At 73.5% G+C, this 13418-nt stretch carries 14 protein-coding genes; 3 read left to right on the top strand and 11 right to left on the bottom strand.

Annotation, left to right across the window (positions count from 1 at the left end; genetic code table 11):
* The first annotated feature begins 41 nt into the window (after positions 1-41).
* Positions 42-1004, top strand: coding sequence for a helix-turn-helix domain-containing protein (locus ABZY33_RS05815; RefSeq protein ID WP_356490218.1), 963 nt, complete (start codon positions 42-44; stop codon positions 1002-1004).
* A 43-nt stretch (positions 1005-1047) separates the two neighbouring features.
* Here the strand turns inward: ABZY33_RS05815 and ABZY33_RS05810 are convergent, their stop codons facing one another.
* The 9 genes from ABZY33_RS05810 to bioB all read right to left on the bottom strand — a co-directional run bounded on the left by ABZY33_RS05810 (position 1048) and on the right by bioB (position 10184).
* Positions 1048-1767 (bottom strand): alpha/beta hydrolase, encoded by a 720-nt coding sequence (locus ABZY33_RS05810; protein WP_356490217.1) that lies wholly within the window; start codon positions 1765-1767, stop codon positions 1048-1050.
* Positions 1768-1818: 51 nt separating this feature from the next.
* On the bottom strand, positions 1819-2799 hold the full coding sequence (locus tag ABZY33_RS05805; RefSeq protein WP_356490216.1) for an alpha/beta hydrolase: 981 nt from the start codon (positions 2797-2799) through the stop codon (positions 1819-1821).
* Positions 2800-2957: 158 nt separating this feature from the next.
* A complete protein-coding gene (locus ABZY33_RS05800; RefSeq protein ID WP_356490215.1) occupies positions 2958-3731 on the bottom strand; it encodes an SGNH/GDSL hydrolase family protein in 774 nt (257 codons plus the stop codon).
* A gap of 93 nt (positions 3732-3824) precedes the next feature.
* Positions 3825-4838: a hemolysin family protein gene (locus tag ABZY33_RS05795; protein ID WP_356490214.1), complete on the bottom strand. Its 1014-nt coding sequence runs from the start codon at positions 4836-4838 to the stop codon at positions 3825-3827.
* Positions 4835-6169 carry a hemolysin family protein gene (locus ABZY33_RS05790; RefSeq protein ID WP_356490213.1) on the bottom strand — a complete coding sequence of 445 codons (1335 nt, stop codon included), beginning with the start codon at positions 6167-6169 and terminating at the stop codon, positions 4835-4837. The genes ABZY33_RS05795 and ABZY33_RS05790 overlap by 4 nt, the downstream gene beginning before the upstream one ends.
* Positions 6170-6378: 209 nt before the next feature.
* On the bottom strand, positions 6379-6807 hold the full coding sequence (locus tag ABZY33_RS05785) for a GNAT family N-acetyltransferase (RefSeq protein ID WP_356490212.1): 429 nt from the start codon (positions 6805-6807) through the stop codon (positions 6379-6381).
* 204 nt (positions 6808-7011) lie between these two features.
* Positions 7012-7737, bottom strand: coding sequence for a dethiobiotin synthase (gene bioD, locus ABZY33_RS05780; protein WP_356490211.1), 726 nt, complete (start codon positions 7735-7737; stop codon positions 7012-7014).
* A 4-nt stretch (positions 7738-7741) separates the two neighbouring features.
* A complete protein-coding gene (locus tag ABZY33_RS05775; protein ID WP_356490210.1) occupies positions 7742-9034 on the bottom strand; it encodes an adenosylmethionine--8-amino-7-oxononanoate transaminase in 1293 nt (430 codons plus the stop codon).
* The gene (bioB, locus tag ABZY33_RS05770) at positions 9027-10184 is read right to left on the bottom strand and encodes a biotin synthase BioB (RefSeq protein ID WP_356490209.1); all 1158 of its coding nucleotides are present in this window, start codon (positions 10182-10184) and stop codon (positions 9027-9029) included. The genes ABZY33_RS05775 and bioB overlap by 8 nt, the downstream gene beginning before the upstream one ends.
* A gap of 143 nt (positions 10185-10327) precedes the next feature.
* On the opposite strand from bioB, the gene ABZY33_RS05765 reads away from it, so the two are divergent.
* Complete coding sequence (locus tag ABZY33_RS05765) at positions 10328-11497, top strand: 8-amino-7-oxononanoate synthase (RefSeq protein ID WP_356490208.1); 1170 nt, start codon at positions 10328-10330, stop codon at positions 11495-11497.
* Here the strand turns inward: ABZY33_RS05765 and ABZY33_RS05760 are convergent.
* Positions 11481-11714, bottom strand: coding sequence for a DUF397 domain-containing protein (locus ABZY33_RS05760; RefSeq protein WP_356490207.1), 234 nt, complete (start codon positions 11712-11714; stop codon positions 11481-11483). The two genes, ABZY33_RS05765 and ABZY33_RS05760, sit on opposite strands and share 17 nt — an antisense overlap.
* A 59-nt stretch (positions 11715-11773) precedes the next feature.
* A complete protein-coding gene (locus tag ABZY33_RS05755; protein ID WP_356490206.1) occupies positions 11774-12625 on the bottom strand; it encodes a helix-turn-helix transcriptional regulator in 852 nt (283 codons plus the stop codon).
* A 286-nt stretch (positions 12626-12911) separates the two neighbouring features.
* Between ABZY33_RS05755 and ABZY33_RS05750 the strand changes: the two genes are divergently transcribed.
* A complete protein-coding gene (locus ABZY33_RS05750) occupies positions 12912-13370 on the top strand; it encodes an ATP-binding protein (protein ID WP_356490205.1) in 459 nt (152 codons plus the stop codon).
* The last annotated feature ends 48 nt before the right edge of the window (positions 13371-13418 follow it).

Here is a 13418-nt window from a genome sequence, read left to right as displayed (position 1 = left end):
GAACGCTCCGCCCTGGCTGTACGCAGGGAGAGGAGAGCCGGATGAACCCGGTGCTGACCACGGACGCGGTGTCCGAGAACGAGGGACTCGACCACTGGCGCGCCGCGCTCGACCGCGTACAGCTGCCCGCGGCCGTCACCCGGAGCGGGAACGGTCCGTTCACTGGCCGGCTCACCGCCACGCAGGTGGGTTTCCTGCGGGTCTGTGCGGTGGAGGCGGACGCGCACCGCGCGGGTCGCACGGCGTCGCACATCGCGCGCTCCGCCGACCCGTTCGTGGTGGTCGGCGTCCAGCTGTCGGGCCGCACCACGCTCACCCAGGACGGCCGACGGGCCGACGTGGGCCCCGGCGACCTCTTCGTCCACGACACGGCCCGCCCCTGCTTCTGGGAGCACCCCGGGCGCTTCACCGCCCGCCTCGTCCACATCCCGCGCCGCGCCCTCGGCCTGCGTGAGGCGGACCTGCGCCGCGTCACCGGTACCGCGATCGGCACCGGGCAGGGCTGCGGGGCGGTCCTGGGGCCCTTTCTGACGACGCTGGCCGACTCCGCCGCCGCGTACGCCCCAGCCCTCGCGGACCGGCTCGCCTCCAGCGTCGTCGACCTCGTCGCCGTCCTGGTGACGGAGCAGGCCCGGGAGGCGGGCGCCGCGCAGGAGAGCGCCCGCGGCCACCTGGTGACACGCATCCGCGACCACATCGACCGGCATCTGAAGGACCCCGCCCTGACGCCGGAGACCATCGCCTCGGCCCACCACATCTCCGTGCGCTACCTCCACCGCCTTTTCGAGGCCGAGGAGCTGACCGTGGGCCGGCTGGTCCGGCGCCGCCGGCTCGAGGAGTGCGCCCGCGAACTGGCGCGGGGCGGACGGGCCCTGCCGTCCGTGGCGTCCGTGGCGCAGCGCTGGGGGTTCGCCAGCCCCGCCCACTTCAGCCGGGTGTTCCGGGGCGCGTACGGCATCTCCCCCCGGGAGTGGCGCCGGGCGGGGGCCACTCCCGTGACGTGAACGCGGGCCCGCCCTAGGGAGGCGGGCCCGCGCGGGGAAGGGGTCAGCCGGTGGCGCGGACCGCATCCAGGATCAGGGCGGCGACGTCCTTGGGCCGGGAGACGGCGACCGCGTGCGAGGCGCCCTCGATCTCGACGACGGTCGCCCCGGCGCGTTCGGCACCGAAGCGCTCGACCTCGGGGTTGATCGCCTGGTCCGCGCCGGCGACGAGGGCCCAGGCCGGCTTGGTGTGCCAGGCGGCGGCGCTCGCCTTCTCCTCGAACGCGGCGGCGGCCAGCGGCCGTTGGGCCACTGCCAGGACCTGGGTGAGCGCGGCGGGCACGTCCGCGGCGAAGATCGCCGGGAACGCCTCCGGGGCGATCGTCACCTCGGTCGCGGGCGCCGCGCCGGCGACGGGGTACGTCGCCTCCTTCAGGCTGCCGACGAGCGGCGAGAGCGGGAAGCGGCCCTGCAACTCGCCCAGGCTCTCCCCCTCTTCGAGGACGTAGGCGGCGACGTAGACGAGACCGACGACGTTCTCCGTGGTGCCGGCGACAGTGATGAGCGCGCCGCCGTAGGAGTGGCCCACGAGGATGACGGGCCCGTCGGTCTGGGCGGCGACGGAGGCGATGTACGCGGCGTCGGAGGCCAGCCCGCGCAGCGGGTTGGGCGGCGCGAGCACGGATACGCCGTGCTGCTGGAGTTCGGCGACGACACCGGACCAGCTGGCGGCGTCGGCGAAGGCGCCGTGCACGAGGACGACGGTGGGCGTGGTGGTGGCCATGAAGGCTGATTCCTCAGGGTTCGCGGTACGTGGAGAGTGGTGACGACGCGCTCAGCGCGCGTCGAGGGTCGTGCGCAGCGTGGTGACGGCCAGGGCGATGGCCGTCTCGGCGGCGTGCGTGTCCCGCAGGGCGTTGAGCATCACGAAGTCGTGGATGACGCCCTGGAACCGGACCGCGGTGACCGGGACCCCGGCCTGGCGCAGCTTGTTCGCGTACGCCTCGCCCTCGTCGCGCAGCACATCGGCCTCACCGGTGATGACCAGGGCCGGCGGGAGCCCGGCCAGCTGCTCGGTGGTGGCCCGCAGCGGCGACGCGGTGATCTGCGCGCGCTCGCCCTCGTCGGTCGTGTACTGGTCCCAGAACCACTGCATGCCGTCGCGGCGCAGGAAGTAGCCTTCCGCGAACTGGCGGTAGGAGCCCGTGTCGAAGCTCGCGTCGGTGACCGGGTAGAACAGCACCTGCCCCAGCAGCGGGACGTCCCCGCGCTCCTTGGCCATCAGGGTCAGGGCGGCGCTCATGTTCCCGCCCACCGAGTCCCCGGCCACCGCGACGCGCTGCCCGTCCAGGCCGTGCGCCGCGCCCTCGGCCACGACCCAGCGGGCCACCGCGTAGTTCTGCTCGATCGCCACCGGGTAGCGCGCCTCCGGCGAGAGGTCGTACTCCGGGAAGACCACGGCCGCGCCCACGCCGACCGCCAGCTCGCGCACCAGCCGGTCGTGGGTGTGCGCGTTGCCGAAGACCCAGCCTGCGCCGTGGATGTAGAAGATCACCGGCAGCGTTCCGGAGACGCCCGCGGGGCGCACGATCCGGGCCCGCACGCGGCCGGTCGGGCCGCCGGTGACCGTCACCCACTCCTCGTCCACCTCCGGCAGCTCGACGGGGCCGGACTGCACCTCGTCGACCGCCTTGCGCCCCTCCGCGGGCGCCAGCTCGAACAGGAACGGGGGCTGGGCCGTCGCCTGCGCGAACGCGGCCGCCGCCGGCTCCAGTACGGGCACGACGGGCTCGACCGGCTGGACACCATCCGACATGAACTGCTCCTCAGCACTCGGCCGCCCGCCGGACCGTCCAGCGGGCGATGCGGCCAAGCTAGCGGCGCCGGAGCGGAGCGAATTGCCTGTCGGCGCACCCTTTCTGACCTGCGGGCGCACTGTGCCCGGGGCGGCAGACGGGAGGGTGAGGACAGGCTCTAGTCCTGGTCCCAGGGAGCCAGCTCCGGCCGCTTCGGGGGGAGCCCGTCGCCGGACGAGCGGCCGGTGAGCCTGCGGCCGATCCACGGCACCAGATGTTGCTTGGCGAACCGGACATCGGCCACGCGCCGGGCCACCCAGCCCGGGGGCACCGCGGCCGCCAGCGGCGAGCGCCAGTCCGACTCGGCGTCATGGCCGAGGGCCTGCCACACGGCCTCGGCGATCCGCTCGTGGCCCTCCGGCGTCGGGTGCAGCCGGTCCACGTCCCACATCCGCTGGTCGCCCAGGACGGGCACCCCGTACAGATCGACCACCAGGGCGTCGTGCCGTACGGCGAGGTCGTCGATGCAGGCGTACAGCTCCTCCATCCGGGGCCGGAAGCGCTGCAGGACCGGGCCGTTCCGCCCCGGGCTGCGCATCAGGACGAGCCGCCGGCACGACGGGGCGAGCTTCTCGACCGCCTCGGTGAGCAGATCCCGGACGCGGACCATGTCGCACTTGGGCCGCAGGGTGTCGTTGAGCCCGCCGACGAGCGTCACCACGTCGGCGTTCATGGCGGCGGCCACGTCGACCTGCTCGTCGACGATCTGCTGGATCAGCTTGCCGCGCACGGCGAGGTTCGCGTACCGGAAACCGGGGGTGCGCGCCGCCATGCGGGCGGCCAGCAGGTCGGCCCAGCCGCGGTAGGAACCGTCGGGCATCAGGTCCGACATGCCCTCGGTGAAGGAGTCGCCGACCGCGACGAGACTGGTGTATTCGACATTCTTCTGCATGGCGCCAGAAATCGTATCCCGGCCGCCCGGCGCGCACGCGGCAGGCCCGGGCGGGGGCCCGGCAGCCTACCGCCGGGGGCCCCGCCGCCGGTCTCACACAGGCTGCCCGAACAGCTCCCGCAGCACGTCCTCCATGGTCACCATGCCCGCGAGCCGGCCGTCCGCCCCGAGCACCGCCGCCACATGCGTACGGCTGCCGCGCATCGCCGTGAGGACGTCGTCCAGCGGCGTCGTTTCCCGCACGCGCGCGATGGAGCGCATGTCCGGCACCCGGAACGGCAGGTCGCGCGGCATCGCGTCCAGCGCGTCCTTCACATGGAGATAGCCGACGATGCGCCGTCCCTCGTCCACCACGGGGAACCGGGAGAACCCGGACTCCGCCGACAGCTGCTCCAGCTGTTCGGGCGTGACGCCCACGCGCGCGTAGACCACCTTCTCCAGCGGCAGGACGACGTCCTTGATGGGACGCCGGCCCAGCTCCAGGGCGTCGTGCAGCCGCTCCTGCGCCCGGTCGTCGATCAGCCCCGCCTCGGAGGAGTCCTTGACCATCCGGGCCAGCTCGTCGTCCGAGAACACCGCCGTGACCTCGTCCTTCACCTCCACGCGCAACAGCTTGAGCAGCGTGTTCGCGAAGGCGTTCACCGTGAAGATGACCGGCCGCAGGGCCCGCGCCAGCGCCACCAGCGGCGGGCCGAGCAGCAGCGCGGAGCGCACCGGCTCGGCGAGCGCGATGTTCTTCGGCACCATCTCGCCCAGCAGCATGTGCAGATACGTCGCCACGGTCAGCGCGATCACGAACGAGATCGGGTGGACCAGGCCGTGCGCCACCCCGACCGCGTCGAACAGCGGCTCCAGCAGATGCGCGATGGCCGGTTCGGCGACGATGCCGAGCACCAGGGTGCACAGGGTGATGCCGAGCTGCGCCGCGGCGAGCAGCGCCGATACGTGCTGCAGCCCCCACAGGACGCTGCGCGCCCGCCGGTCGCCGTTCTCGGCGTGCGGCTCGATCTGGCTGCGCCGCACCGAGATCAGCGCGAACTCACCGCCGACGAAGAAGGCGTTGACGACCAGTGTCGCCAGGCCGATCAGCAACTGGACGGCGGTCATCGGACCTCCTCCTCGGCGGGCGTGCCGGCGGGCGGCGTGTGCAGCAGGACGCGGGCGGCGCGGTGGCCGTGCGCGTCCACGACGTCCAGCCGCCAGCCGGTGACCTCGACGCTGTCCCCGACGTCGGGGATGCGCCCCAGCTCGGCGGCGACCAGGCCGGCCAGCGTCTCGTACGGACCGTCCGGCACCCGCAGCCCCACCCGGGCGAGCTGGTCGGTGCGCGCGGAGCCGTCGGCCGAGTACAGCGCCCGGCCCTCGTCGTCGGTGCCCGCGGGGGCGATGTCGGGCGTCTCGTGCGGATCGTGCTCGTCGCGGACCTCGCCGACGACCTCCTCGACGATGTCCTCCAGGGTGGCGACCCCGGCGGTGCCGCCGTACTCGTCGATGACGACGGCCATGGTGCGCTTGCCGGAGAGCCGGTCGAGCAGCCGGTCCACGGTCAGCGACTCCGGGACGAGCAGCGGCTCGCGCAGCAGCTCGGAGACGCGCTTGCGGTGGCGCTGCTCGGCGGGGACGGCCAGCACGTCCTTGATGTGCGCGACACCCACGACGGAGTCGAGGCTGCCGCGGTAGACGGGGAAGCGGGACAGGCCGGTGGCCCGCGTCGCGTTCGCCACGTCCTCGCAGGTGGCATGCGCCTCCAGGGCCATGACCTGGACGCGCGGCGTCATCACGTTCTCCGCGGTCAGGTCCGCCAGGTTCAGGGTGCGCACGAACAGCTCCGCGGTGTCCGCCTCCAGGGCGCCCTCCTTCGCGGAGTGCCGGGCGAGCGCCATCAGCTCCTGCGGTCCGCGCGCGGAGGCCAGCTCCTCGGTCGGCTCGATGCCGAAGCGGCGCACCAGCCGGTTCGCGGTGTTGTTCAGATGCGTGATGAACGGGCGGAACGCCGCGCTGAACCAGCGCTGCGGCGTCGCCACCCGCTTCGCCACGGCCAGCGGCGAGGAGATCGCCCAGTTCTTGGGCACCAGCTCGCCGACGACCATCAGGAAGACGGTCGACAGGGCGGTGCCGATCACCAGCGCGACCGAGGTCGACGCTGAGTCCGGGATGCCGACCGCTTCGAGCGGACCGGCGATGAGCTTGGCGATGGAGGACTCGGCGAGCATGCCGACGACCAGGTTGGTGACGGTGATGCCGAGCTGGGCGCCGGACAGCTGGAAGGTCAGGTTCCGGGCGGCCTTGAGGGCGCCGGCGGCGCCTCGCTCGCCGCGCTCGGCGGCGAGTTCCAGGTCGCCGCGGTGCACGGTGGTGAGCGAGAACTCCGCCGCCACGAAGGCCCCACAGGCCAGGGAGAGCAGCACGGCGGCGGTGAGCAGGAGCACTTCGGTCATCGGGTCACCTCCGTCCCATGATCGGCCAGGGGCGGGAGGGGCGCGCGCCCGCGTGGGCCGCGCAGGGGGAGGGACCGGGTACTGGGAGGCTCGCCCATGGGCGGACGCTCACACCTTTCACAAGAGTTCGAGTGACGGGTTCGACCGACCTCACCATGGTAAAGGATCAGCAAAGCAGGGTGGGCCCGGTGCTCCGCACCGCTTCCCGCTCACCCCTCGGCCAGCGGCTTCACCCACCGGGACCACTGCGGCTCGGGCGCGTAACCGGCGGCCCGCCACGCCGCGTGCGCCCGCTCGTTGCGGTCCAGGACCATCGCGTCGCCGCGCCGCCCGCCGAGCGACACGAACCGCTCCTCGGCGGCGGCCAGCAGCGCGGAGCCGACGCCGCGGCGCCGCGCGTCCGGCCGCACCGCGAGCCGGTACAGATGACAGCGCCAGCCGTCGAACCCGGCGATGACCGTGCCCACCAGCTCGCCGCCGCGCTCCGCGAGCAGCAGCGCCGCCGGGTCCCGCGCGACGAGGCGCTCCACGCCCGCGCGGTCGTCGCTGATGCTGGTGCCCTCGGCGGCCGTCTTCCAGAAGGACAGCACGGCGTCAAGATCGACCGGGGACGCGGACCGGATACGAAGATCACTCATGCCCCGCATCCCACCACCGACCGCGCCCGGGACGCCGTCCATTTCACAGGGCGGACGCCCGGCCCGCCTCCTCGTGACGCCGGCCGGAACCGGCGACCGTTCCGCCGCGCCCAGCACGCAGTACTCAGCGGCATCAGCACCTCGCGGAACGCGCCCGGCAGGCTCTCCCGTGCGGGCCCGCCCCGGAGGACCCGCGCGGCCGCCTCACCCTGCCGGCCGCGCGAACTCCTCCGCGTCCCACGTCCCGCCCAGCCCGGGCGCCAGCCACTCGGCGGCCCGCGCACGGAACGCGGCCGGGTCCAGCTCCCCGGCCCCGGCCGGCACCGCCCCCAGCAGCGGCGCCCCCGCGACCCGGGGCAGGTCACCGACGTTGCACCGCTCCGCGAGCCCCGGTCGCCGGGGCCAGCTGCCGATGACGACGCCCGCCTGCGCCAGACCGCGGGCGCGCAGCGCCTCGGCCGTCAGCTGGACGGAGTTCAGCGTGCCGAGCCCCGCCCGCGCGACCACCAGGACCGGCGCCCCGAGCAGCCGTGCCGCGTCGGCAAGGGTCGCGCCCTCGGCGTCGAAGTGCACCAGCAGCCCGCCCGCCCCTTCGACCAGCACCAGGTCGTGCGCGGCCGCCAGCTTCTCGGCCGCCTCGGCGACCTGCGCGGGCCGCACCGGCGCGAGCCCGGCCCGCCGCGCCGCCGTCCCCGGCGCCAGCGGCTCCGGGTACCGGCCCAGCTCGACCGGCGTCACCGCGCCGCCCGCCAGCCGCACCACCTCGTCGGCGTCGCCGGGCTCACCCGGCGCGACCCCGGTCTGCGCGGGTTTGAGCACGGCCACCGAACGCCCGGCCCGCACCGCGGCGGCGGCCACCGCGGCCGTCGTCACCGTCTTGCCGATCTCGGTCCCGGTCCCCGTGACGACCAGCACTCCCGAACGCGTCATCCCCTCAGCCCTCCCGCGCGGCCGCGCACACCGCGCGCCCGATCCGTGCCAGATCCTCGTCGCCGGTGATGTACGGCGGCATCGTGTAGACGAGGTCGCGGAACGGCCGCAGCCAGACCCCTTCCGCGACCGCCGCCCGGGTCGCCGCCGCCATGTCCACCTCGTGGTCCAACTGCACGACACCGATCGCGCCGAAGACGCGTACGTCCTGGACTCCCGGCATGGACACGGCCGGCGACAGGGCGTCCCGCAGGCCGCTCTCGATCCGCTTGACCTCCGTCCGCCAGTCCTGGCCGAGCAGCAGGTCGATCGAGGCGCAGGCCACCGCTGCGGCCAGCGGGTTGCCCATGAACGTCGGCCCGTGCGCGAGCACCGGCACCTCGCCCCGGGAGATCCCCTCCGCCACCCGCGGCGTGCACAGCGTCGCCGCCAGCGTCAGATAGCCGCCGGTCAGCGCCTTGCCGACACACATCACATCCGGCGTCACCGCCGCGTGCCCGGCCGCGAACAGGGAGCCCGTGCGCCCGAACCCGGTGGCGATCTCGTCGAAGACGAGCAGCACGTCGTGCGCGTCGCACGCCTCCCGCAGCACCCGCAGATACGCGGGGGAGTGGAACCGCATCCCACCCGCGCCCTGCACCACCGGCTCCACCACCACGGCCGCCACCTCGTGCGCGTGCCGCCCGATCAGCTCCCGCAGGTGCTCCGCGTACGACTCCTCGTACGTGGCCGGCGGCGCGTCCGCGAAGATCTGCCGCGGCAGGACCCCGGCCCACAGCCCGTGCATCCCGCCCTCCGGGTCGCACACGGCCATCGGCTGCCAGGTGTCGCCGTGGTACCCGCCGCGCCAGGTCAGCATCCGCCGCTTCTCGGGCCGGCCGAGCGAGCGCCAGTACTGCAGGCACATCTTGAGCGCGACCTCGACCGCGACCGAACCGGAGTCTGCGAGGAACACGTGCTCCAGACCGTCGGGCGCCATGTCGACAAGGCGCTTCGCGAGCCGGACGGCGGGTTCGTGCGTGAGCCCGCCGAACATCACATGGCTCATCCGCTCCAGCTGGTCGCGGGCGGCCTCGTTCAGCACCGGATGGTTGTAGCCGTGGATCGCCGACCACCACGACGACATGCCGTCGACCAGCTCCCCGTGCCCGGCGACCCGCAGCCGCACCCCGGCCGCCGACTCGACGACCAGGGGCCGCTGCCGCCCCGGCATGGGACCGTACGGGTGCCACACGTGCTGCCGGTCGAGGGCGAGCAGTTCCTCGCCGTGCAGCACGTGTTCGTGCGGATCAGGCATTGGGCGCGACATCCGTCCCCGCGCCCCGGCGGCGTACGGCCACCAGATCGGTCCGCGCCCCGGGCACCTCGGCCGCCGCCTCGTCCGAGCGGCCGGACGCGGAGCCGGCGGCGGGCTCGGAGCCGCACACCGTGGCACATCCGCCACCCCGGTGCTCGGGCAGCGTCACCTCACCGGCGCCCTCCACCTCGAAGCCGGCGTCCGCGATCATCTCCAGGTCCGCCTTGCCGGCCTGGCCCTCGCTGGTCAAGTAGTCACCCAGGAAGATGGAGTTGGCGATGTGCAGGGCCAGCGGCTGCATCGAGCGCAGGTGCACCTCGCGGCCGCCCGCGATCCGTACCTCCACGTCCGGGCAGACGAAGCGGACCATGGCGAGGATCCGCAGGCAGCGCTGCGGCGTCAGGTTCCACTCCTTGGCCAGCGGTGTCCCCTCGAAGGGGATCAGGAAGTTCACCGGCACCGAGTCCGGGTCCAGCTCACGCAGCCCGAAGACCACGTCGACGAGGTCCTCGTCGCTCTCGCCCATGCCGGCGATCAGCCCGGAACAGGCCGACAGACCGGCCGCGTGCGCCTTGCGCACGGTCTCCACCCGGTCCGCATACGTGTGCGTCGTCGTGATGTCGCCGTACGTGGCCTCGGACGTGTTCAGGTTGTGGTTGTAGGCGTCCGCACCGGCCGCGCGCAGCCGCTCGGCCTGCCCGTCGGAGAGCAGGCCGAGGCAGGCGCACACCTCCACGTCCTCGTTCTCGGCCTTGATCGCGTCGATCGTCCGCGCGACGCGGTCCACGTCCTTGTCGGTCGGACCGCGCCCGCTCGCCACCAGACAGACCCGCTTGGCGCCGCCGGCGACCCCGGCCGCCGCCGCCTGGCCGGCCTCGTCGGGCTTCAGCCAGGTGTACTTGAGGATCTCGGCCTTCGAACCGAGCCGCTGCGAACAGTACGAGCAGTCCTCCGGGCAGAGCCCCGACTTCAGGTTCACCAGGTAGTTCAGCTTGACCCGGCGCCCGAACCACATACGGCGTACCCTGCCCGCCGCGGCCACCACGTCGAGCAGGTCGTCGTCCGTCGTCGCCAGTACGGCGAGCGCCTCTTCACGGCTCGGCAGTTCGCGCCGCAGCCCCTTGTCCACCAGCGTGTTCAGCAGGTCCATGGCGTCTGATCCTGGCCTATCGAAGCGCCCCGGGGAAAGGAGACTTCGCACAAAGGACGGGGTTCGACGTGTGGGTATCGCCACACCGTGACCTGGTGGCGGGACGACTAGGGTCTGTGCGTTACCTACAAACAGAGGGAGTCATGGCCACGACCTCCACCCGCGCGTTCGGCTGGCTCGACGCGGCGCGCCGCACCCGTGAGGCCGCCGGCCTCGTGCGCACCCTGCGCCCCCGCCCGGCCGACTCCCCGCTGCTCGACCTCGCGAGCAACGACTACCTCGGCCTGGCCCGCCACCCCGAGGTCGTCGAGGGCGCCGCCGGGGCCGCGCGCGTCTGGGGCGGCGGCGCCACCGGCTCCCGCCTGGTGACCGGCACCACCGAGCTGCACAGCCGACTGGAGCGGGAACTGGCCGAGTTCTGCGGCTTCGAGGCCGCGCTCGTGCTCTCCTCCGGTTACGCGGCCAACCTCGCGGCCGTCACCGCGCTCGCTCCGCACGGCACGCTGATCGTGTCCGACGCGGCCAACCACGCCTCCCTCATCGACGGCTGCCGCCTCGCCCGCGGCGCCACCGAGGTCGTGCCGCACGCCGACCCCGCCGCCGTCCGCAAGGCCCTGGCCACGCACGACGGCCCGGCCGTCGTCGTCTCGGACACCGTCTTCTCCGTCGACGGCGACCGTGCGCCGCTGGAGCAACTGGCCGCCGTCTGCCGCGCGTCCGCCGCCGGACTGCTCGTCGACGACGCCCACGGACTCGGCGTGCTGGGCTCCGGCGGCCGCGGCGCCCCCTACGCCGCCGGACTGTCCGGCGCGCCCGACACCGTCGCCACCGTCACGCTCTCCAAGTCCTTCGGCAGCCAGGGCGGTGCGGTCCTCGGACCGGCCCACGTCATCGACCATCTCGTCAACACGGCACGCGCGTTCATCTTCGACACCGGTCTCGCGCCGACGGCGGCCGGTGCCGCGCTGGCCGCCCTGCGGCTGCTGCGCCGCGAACCACACCGCGCCGACCGGGCCCGCGAGGTCGCCTCGACCCTCCACCGGCTGCTGGGCGCGGCGGGTCTGACCGCCGTGCGACCGGACGCGGCGGTCGTCTCCGTGCGCGCGCCCTCGCCCGAGGAGGCGGTGCGCTGGGCCGCGCGGTGCCGTGCGGCCGGCCTCGCGGTGGGGTGCTTCCGCCCGCCCTCCGTGCCCGACGGGATCTCGCGGCTGCGGCTGACCGCCCGCGCCGACCTCACCGACGCACAACTCGGCGAGGCCGTAGGGGTGATCAGCCGCGTGGCGCCCGACGGTGCGTTCACCGAAGGGAGTTGACGAACCCCTCCCAGGCGGCCGGGGTGAACAGCAGGGCGGGCCCCGCGATGTTCTTGGAGTCGCGCACGCCCCACAGCCCGGACGCGGGCCCCGAGGTCAGCGGGGCGGTCTCGACGCAGTTGTTCGCGCCGGTGCTGTGGCTGCTGCGCCGCCACCGGGCGCCGCCCAGCGACGAGCTTGCGGGAACGGTGGGAACGTACCGAGGCAGTGCATTCATGGTGCCCCCTTACGCCGTGCCGGGCCGGGGGCGAGGCGTCGGCGTCCTCGTCCGCTCGGTCATCCGGCGATCTCTGCGATGAATTCCAGCGAGTCCTCGGGTGACAGAGAACGGAGGAGAAGAGCATCGAAGGCTTCGGTGTACGCCATGAGGTCTTCTTTCCGTTCGAGGTAGAGGCTACTCGTCAAATGGTCGAGAACAACCACGTCCAGATCAGAAGTGTTCGGAAATGAGAAAACAACGAAAGGCCCGGTGAGGCCGATGTGGCCGCCCGCAGAGAAAGGGAGCACCTGAATTCGGACATGGGGCAGCCGCGCCACCTCGGCCAGATGTGCCATCTGTCGCCGCAGGACGCCGGGGCCGCCCACCTCGCGCCGCAGCACCCCCTCGTCGAGCACCGCGCTCAGCTCCAGCGGCGGCCGCGCCCGCAGGACCTCCTGGCGCGCCAGCCGCACCTCCACCAGCGCCTCGATGTGCGGTTCCGGCGTCCCGGCCAGCACCGAACGCGTCACCGCGCGCGCGTACTCGGGCGTCTGCAACAGCCCCGGCACCACACTCGTCTCCAGCGTCCGGATGCGGCACGCCTGGGACTCCAGGCTGATGAAGTCGCGGTAGGACGGCGGCAGCAGGCCGCGATAGGCGTGCCACCAGTTGTGGCCGCCCGCGTCCTCCGCGCCCGCGAGCGCCACTATCAGCTCCCGCTGCCGCGGGCTCGCTGTCTCGAACGCGTCGAGCAGCCGCAGGACATCCGACGCCTTCACGCCACTGCGTCCTGTCTCGATCCGGCTCACCTTCGACTGGTGCCAGCCCACCCGGCGGGCCGCCTCACCACTGGTCAGGCCGGCCTGGATACGCAGTGCGCGCAACTCCGCGCCGAGTTTGCGACGGCGGACCGCGGGACCGTACCTCATGCCGACTCCTCAGTACTCCTCGGGCCGCACCGCCGGACCCTTTTCCCGGGCCGTGCGGCACCGCCTCTGGGCAGACGGTAGAGGAACCGGCGCGCGCCCGCCCAAATACGGTTCACCGGCGCAGAGTTCACCGCTTCGAGCGACAGATATATGCATATCTTGGGGGATCGGCACCACGGAGGGACATCGGGGTGGCACGCTGGCGCGAAGCAGAAGTCGGAGACCGCACGCCAGCGAACCGCCAGCGTCGCAGGTGCGGCCCCGGTGGGAAAGGGACGACGTCGCCATGGCAGACCACCAGGAAGCATCCCTCACGCTGCCGAGCGATCCCGCCTCGGTCCCCGCGGCCCGCAGGTACGTGAGCCGGGTGCTCGCGGAGTGGGGACTGCCCGGCGACACCGACACGGCCGACAGCGTGCGCCTGATCGTCTCGGAGCTGGCGACCAACGCCGTGCAGCACACCCTGGGCCTGTCCCCCACCTTCACCGTCGACCTGGAGCTGGAGCGCGACGAGCGGCTGCGCATCGGCGTCACCGACAGCCACCCGCGCTATCCCAAGCGGCTGCCCGCGGCCGTCCAGCAGGACAACGGACGCGGCATGGTGATCATCCGCTGCCTCACCGCGGAGTGCGGCGGACGGCTCTCGGTGTCGCCGACCCCCGAGGGCGGCAAGACCGTATGGATCTCCCTGCCCTGGACCGCCCGTCCGGACGGCCGCCGCACGGGTCCGCGCGCGGCCTGGTGACGCCGGCGGCGCGCGATGTCGCGCGGGGACGGCCGTGGCCCGTCCCCG

The sequence above is a fragment of the Streptomyces sp. NPDC006552 genome (assembly GCF_040611655.1).
GTDB lineage: Bacteria > Actinomycetota > Actinomycetes > Streptomycetales > Streptomycetaceae > Streptomyces.
Note: the sequence above shows the minus strand (reverse complement) of the source record. Positions and strands in the feature narration are given on the sequence as shown.

Coding starts and splice junctions, on each gene's coding strand:
- ABZY33_RS05815 (WP_356490218.1), top strand. CDS start 42: ATGAACCCGGTGCTGACCACGGACGCGGTGTCCGAGAACGAGGGACTC.
- ABZY33_RS05810 (WP_356490217.1), bottom strand. CDS start 1,767: ATGGCCACCACCACGCCCACCGTCGTCCTCGTGCACGGCGCCTTCGCC.
- ABZY33_RS05805 (WP_356490216.1), bottom strand. CDS start 2,799: ATGTCGGATGGTGTCCAGCCGGTCGAGCCCGTCGTGCCCGTACTGGAG.
- ABZY33_RS05800 (WP_356490215.1), bottom strand. CDS start 3,731: ATGCAGAAGAATGTCGAATACACCAGTCTCGTCGCGGTCGGCGACTCC.
- ABZY33_RS05795 (WP_356490214.1), bottom strand. CDS start 4,838: ATGACCGCCGTCCAGTTGCTGATCGGCCTGGCGACACTGGTCGTCAAC.
- ABZY33_RS05790 (WP_356490213.1), bottom strand. CDS start 6,169: ATGACCGAAGTGCTCCTGCTCACCGCCGCCGTGCTGCTCTCCCTGGCC.
- ABZY33_RS05785 (WP_356490212.1), bottom strand. CDS start 6,807: ATGAGTGATCTTCGTATCCGGTCCGCGTCCCCGGTCGATCTTGACGCC.
- bioD (WP_356490211.1), bottom strand. CDS start 7,737: ATGACGCGTTCGGGAGTGCTGGTCGTCACGGGGACCGGGACCGAGATC.
- ABZY33_RS05775 (WP_356490210.1), bottom strand. CDS start 9,034: ATGCCTGATCCGCACGAACACGTGCTGCACGGCGAGGAACTGCTCGCC.
- bioB (WP_356490209.1), bottom strand. CDS start 10,184: ATGGACCTGCTGAACACGCTGGTGGACAAGGGGCTGCGGCGCGAACTG.
- ABZY33_RS05765 (WP_356490208.1), top strand. CDS start 10,328: ATGGCCACGACCTCCACCCGCGCGTTCGGCTGGCTCGACGCGGCGCGC.
- ABZY33_RS05760 (WP_356490207.1), bottom strand. CDS start 11,714: ATGAATGCACTGCCTCGGTACGTTCCCACCGTTCCCGCAAGCTCGTCG.
- ABZY33_RS05755 (WP_356490206.1), bottom strand. CDS start 12,625: ATGAGGTACGGTCCCGCGGTCCGCCGTCGCAAACTCGGCGCGGAGTTG.
- ABZY33_RS05750 (WP_356490205.1), top strand. CDS start 12,912: ATGGCAGACCACCAGGAAGCATCCCTCACGCTGCCGAGCGATCCCGCC.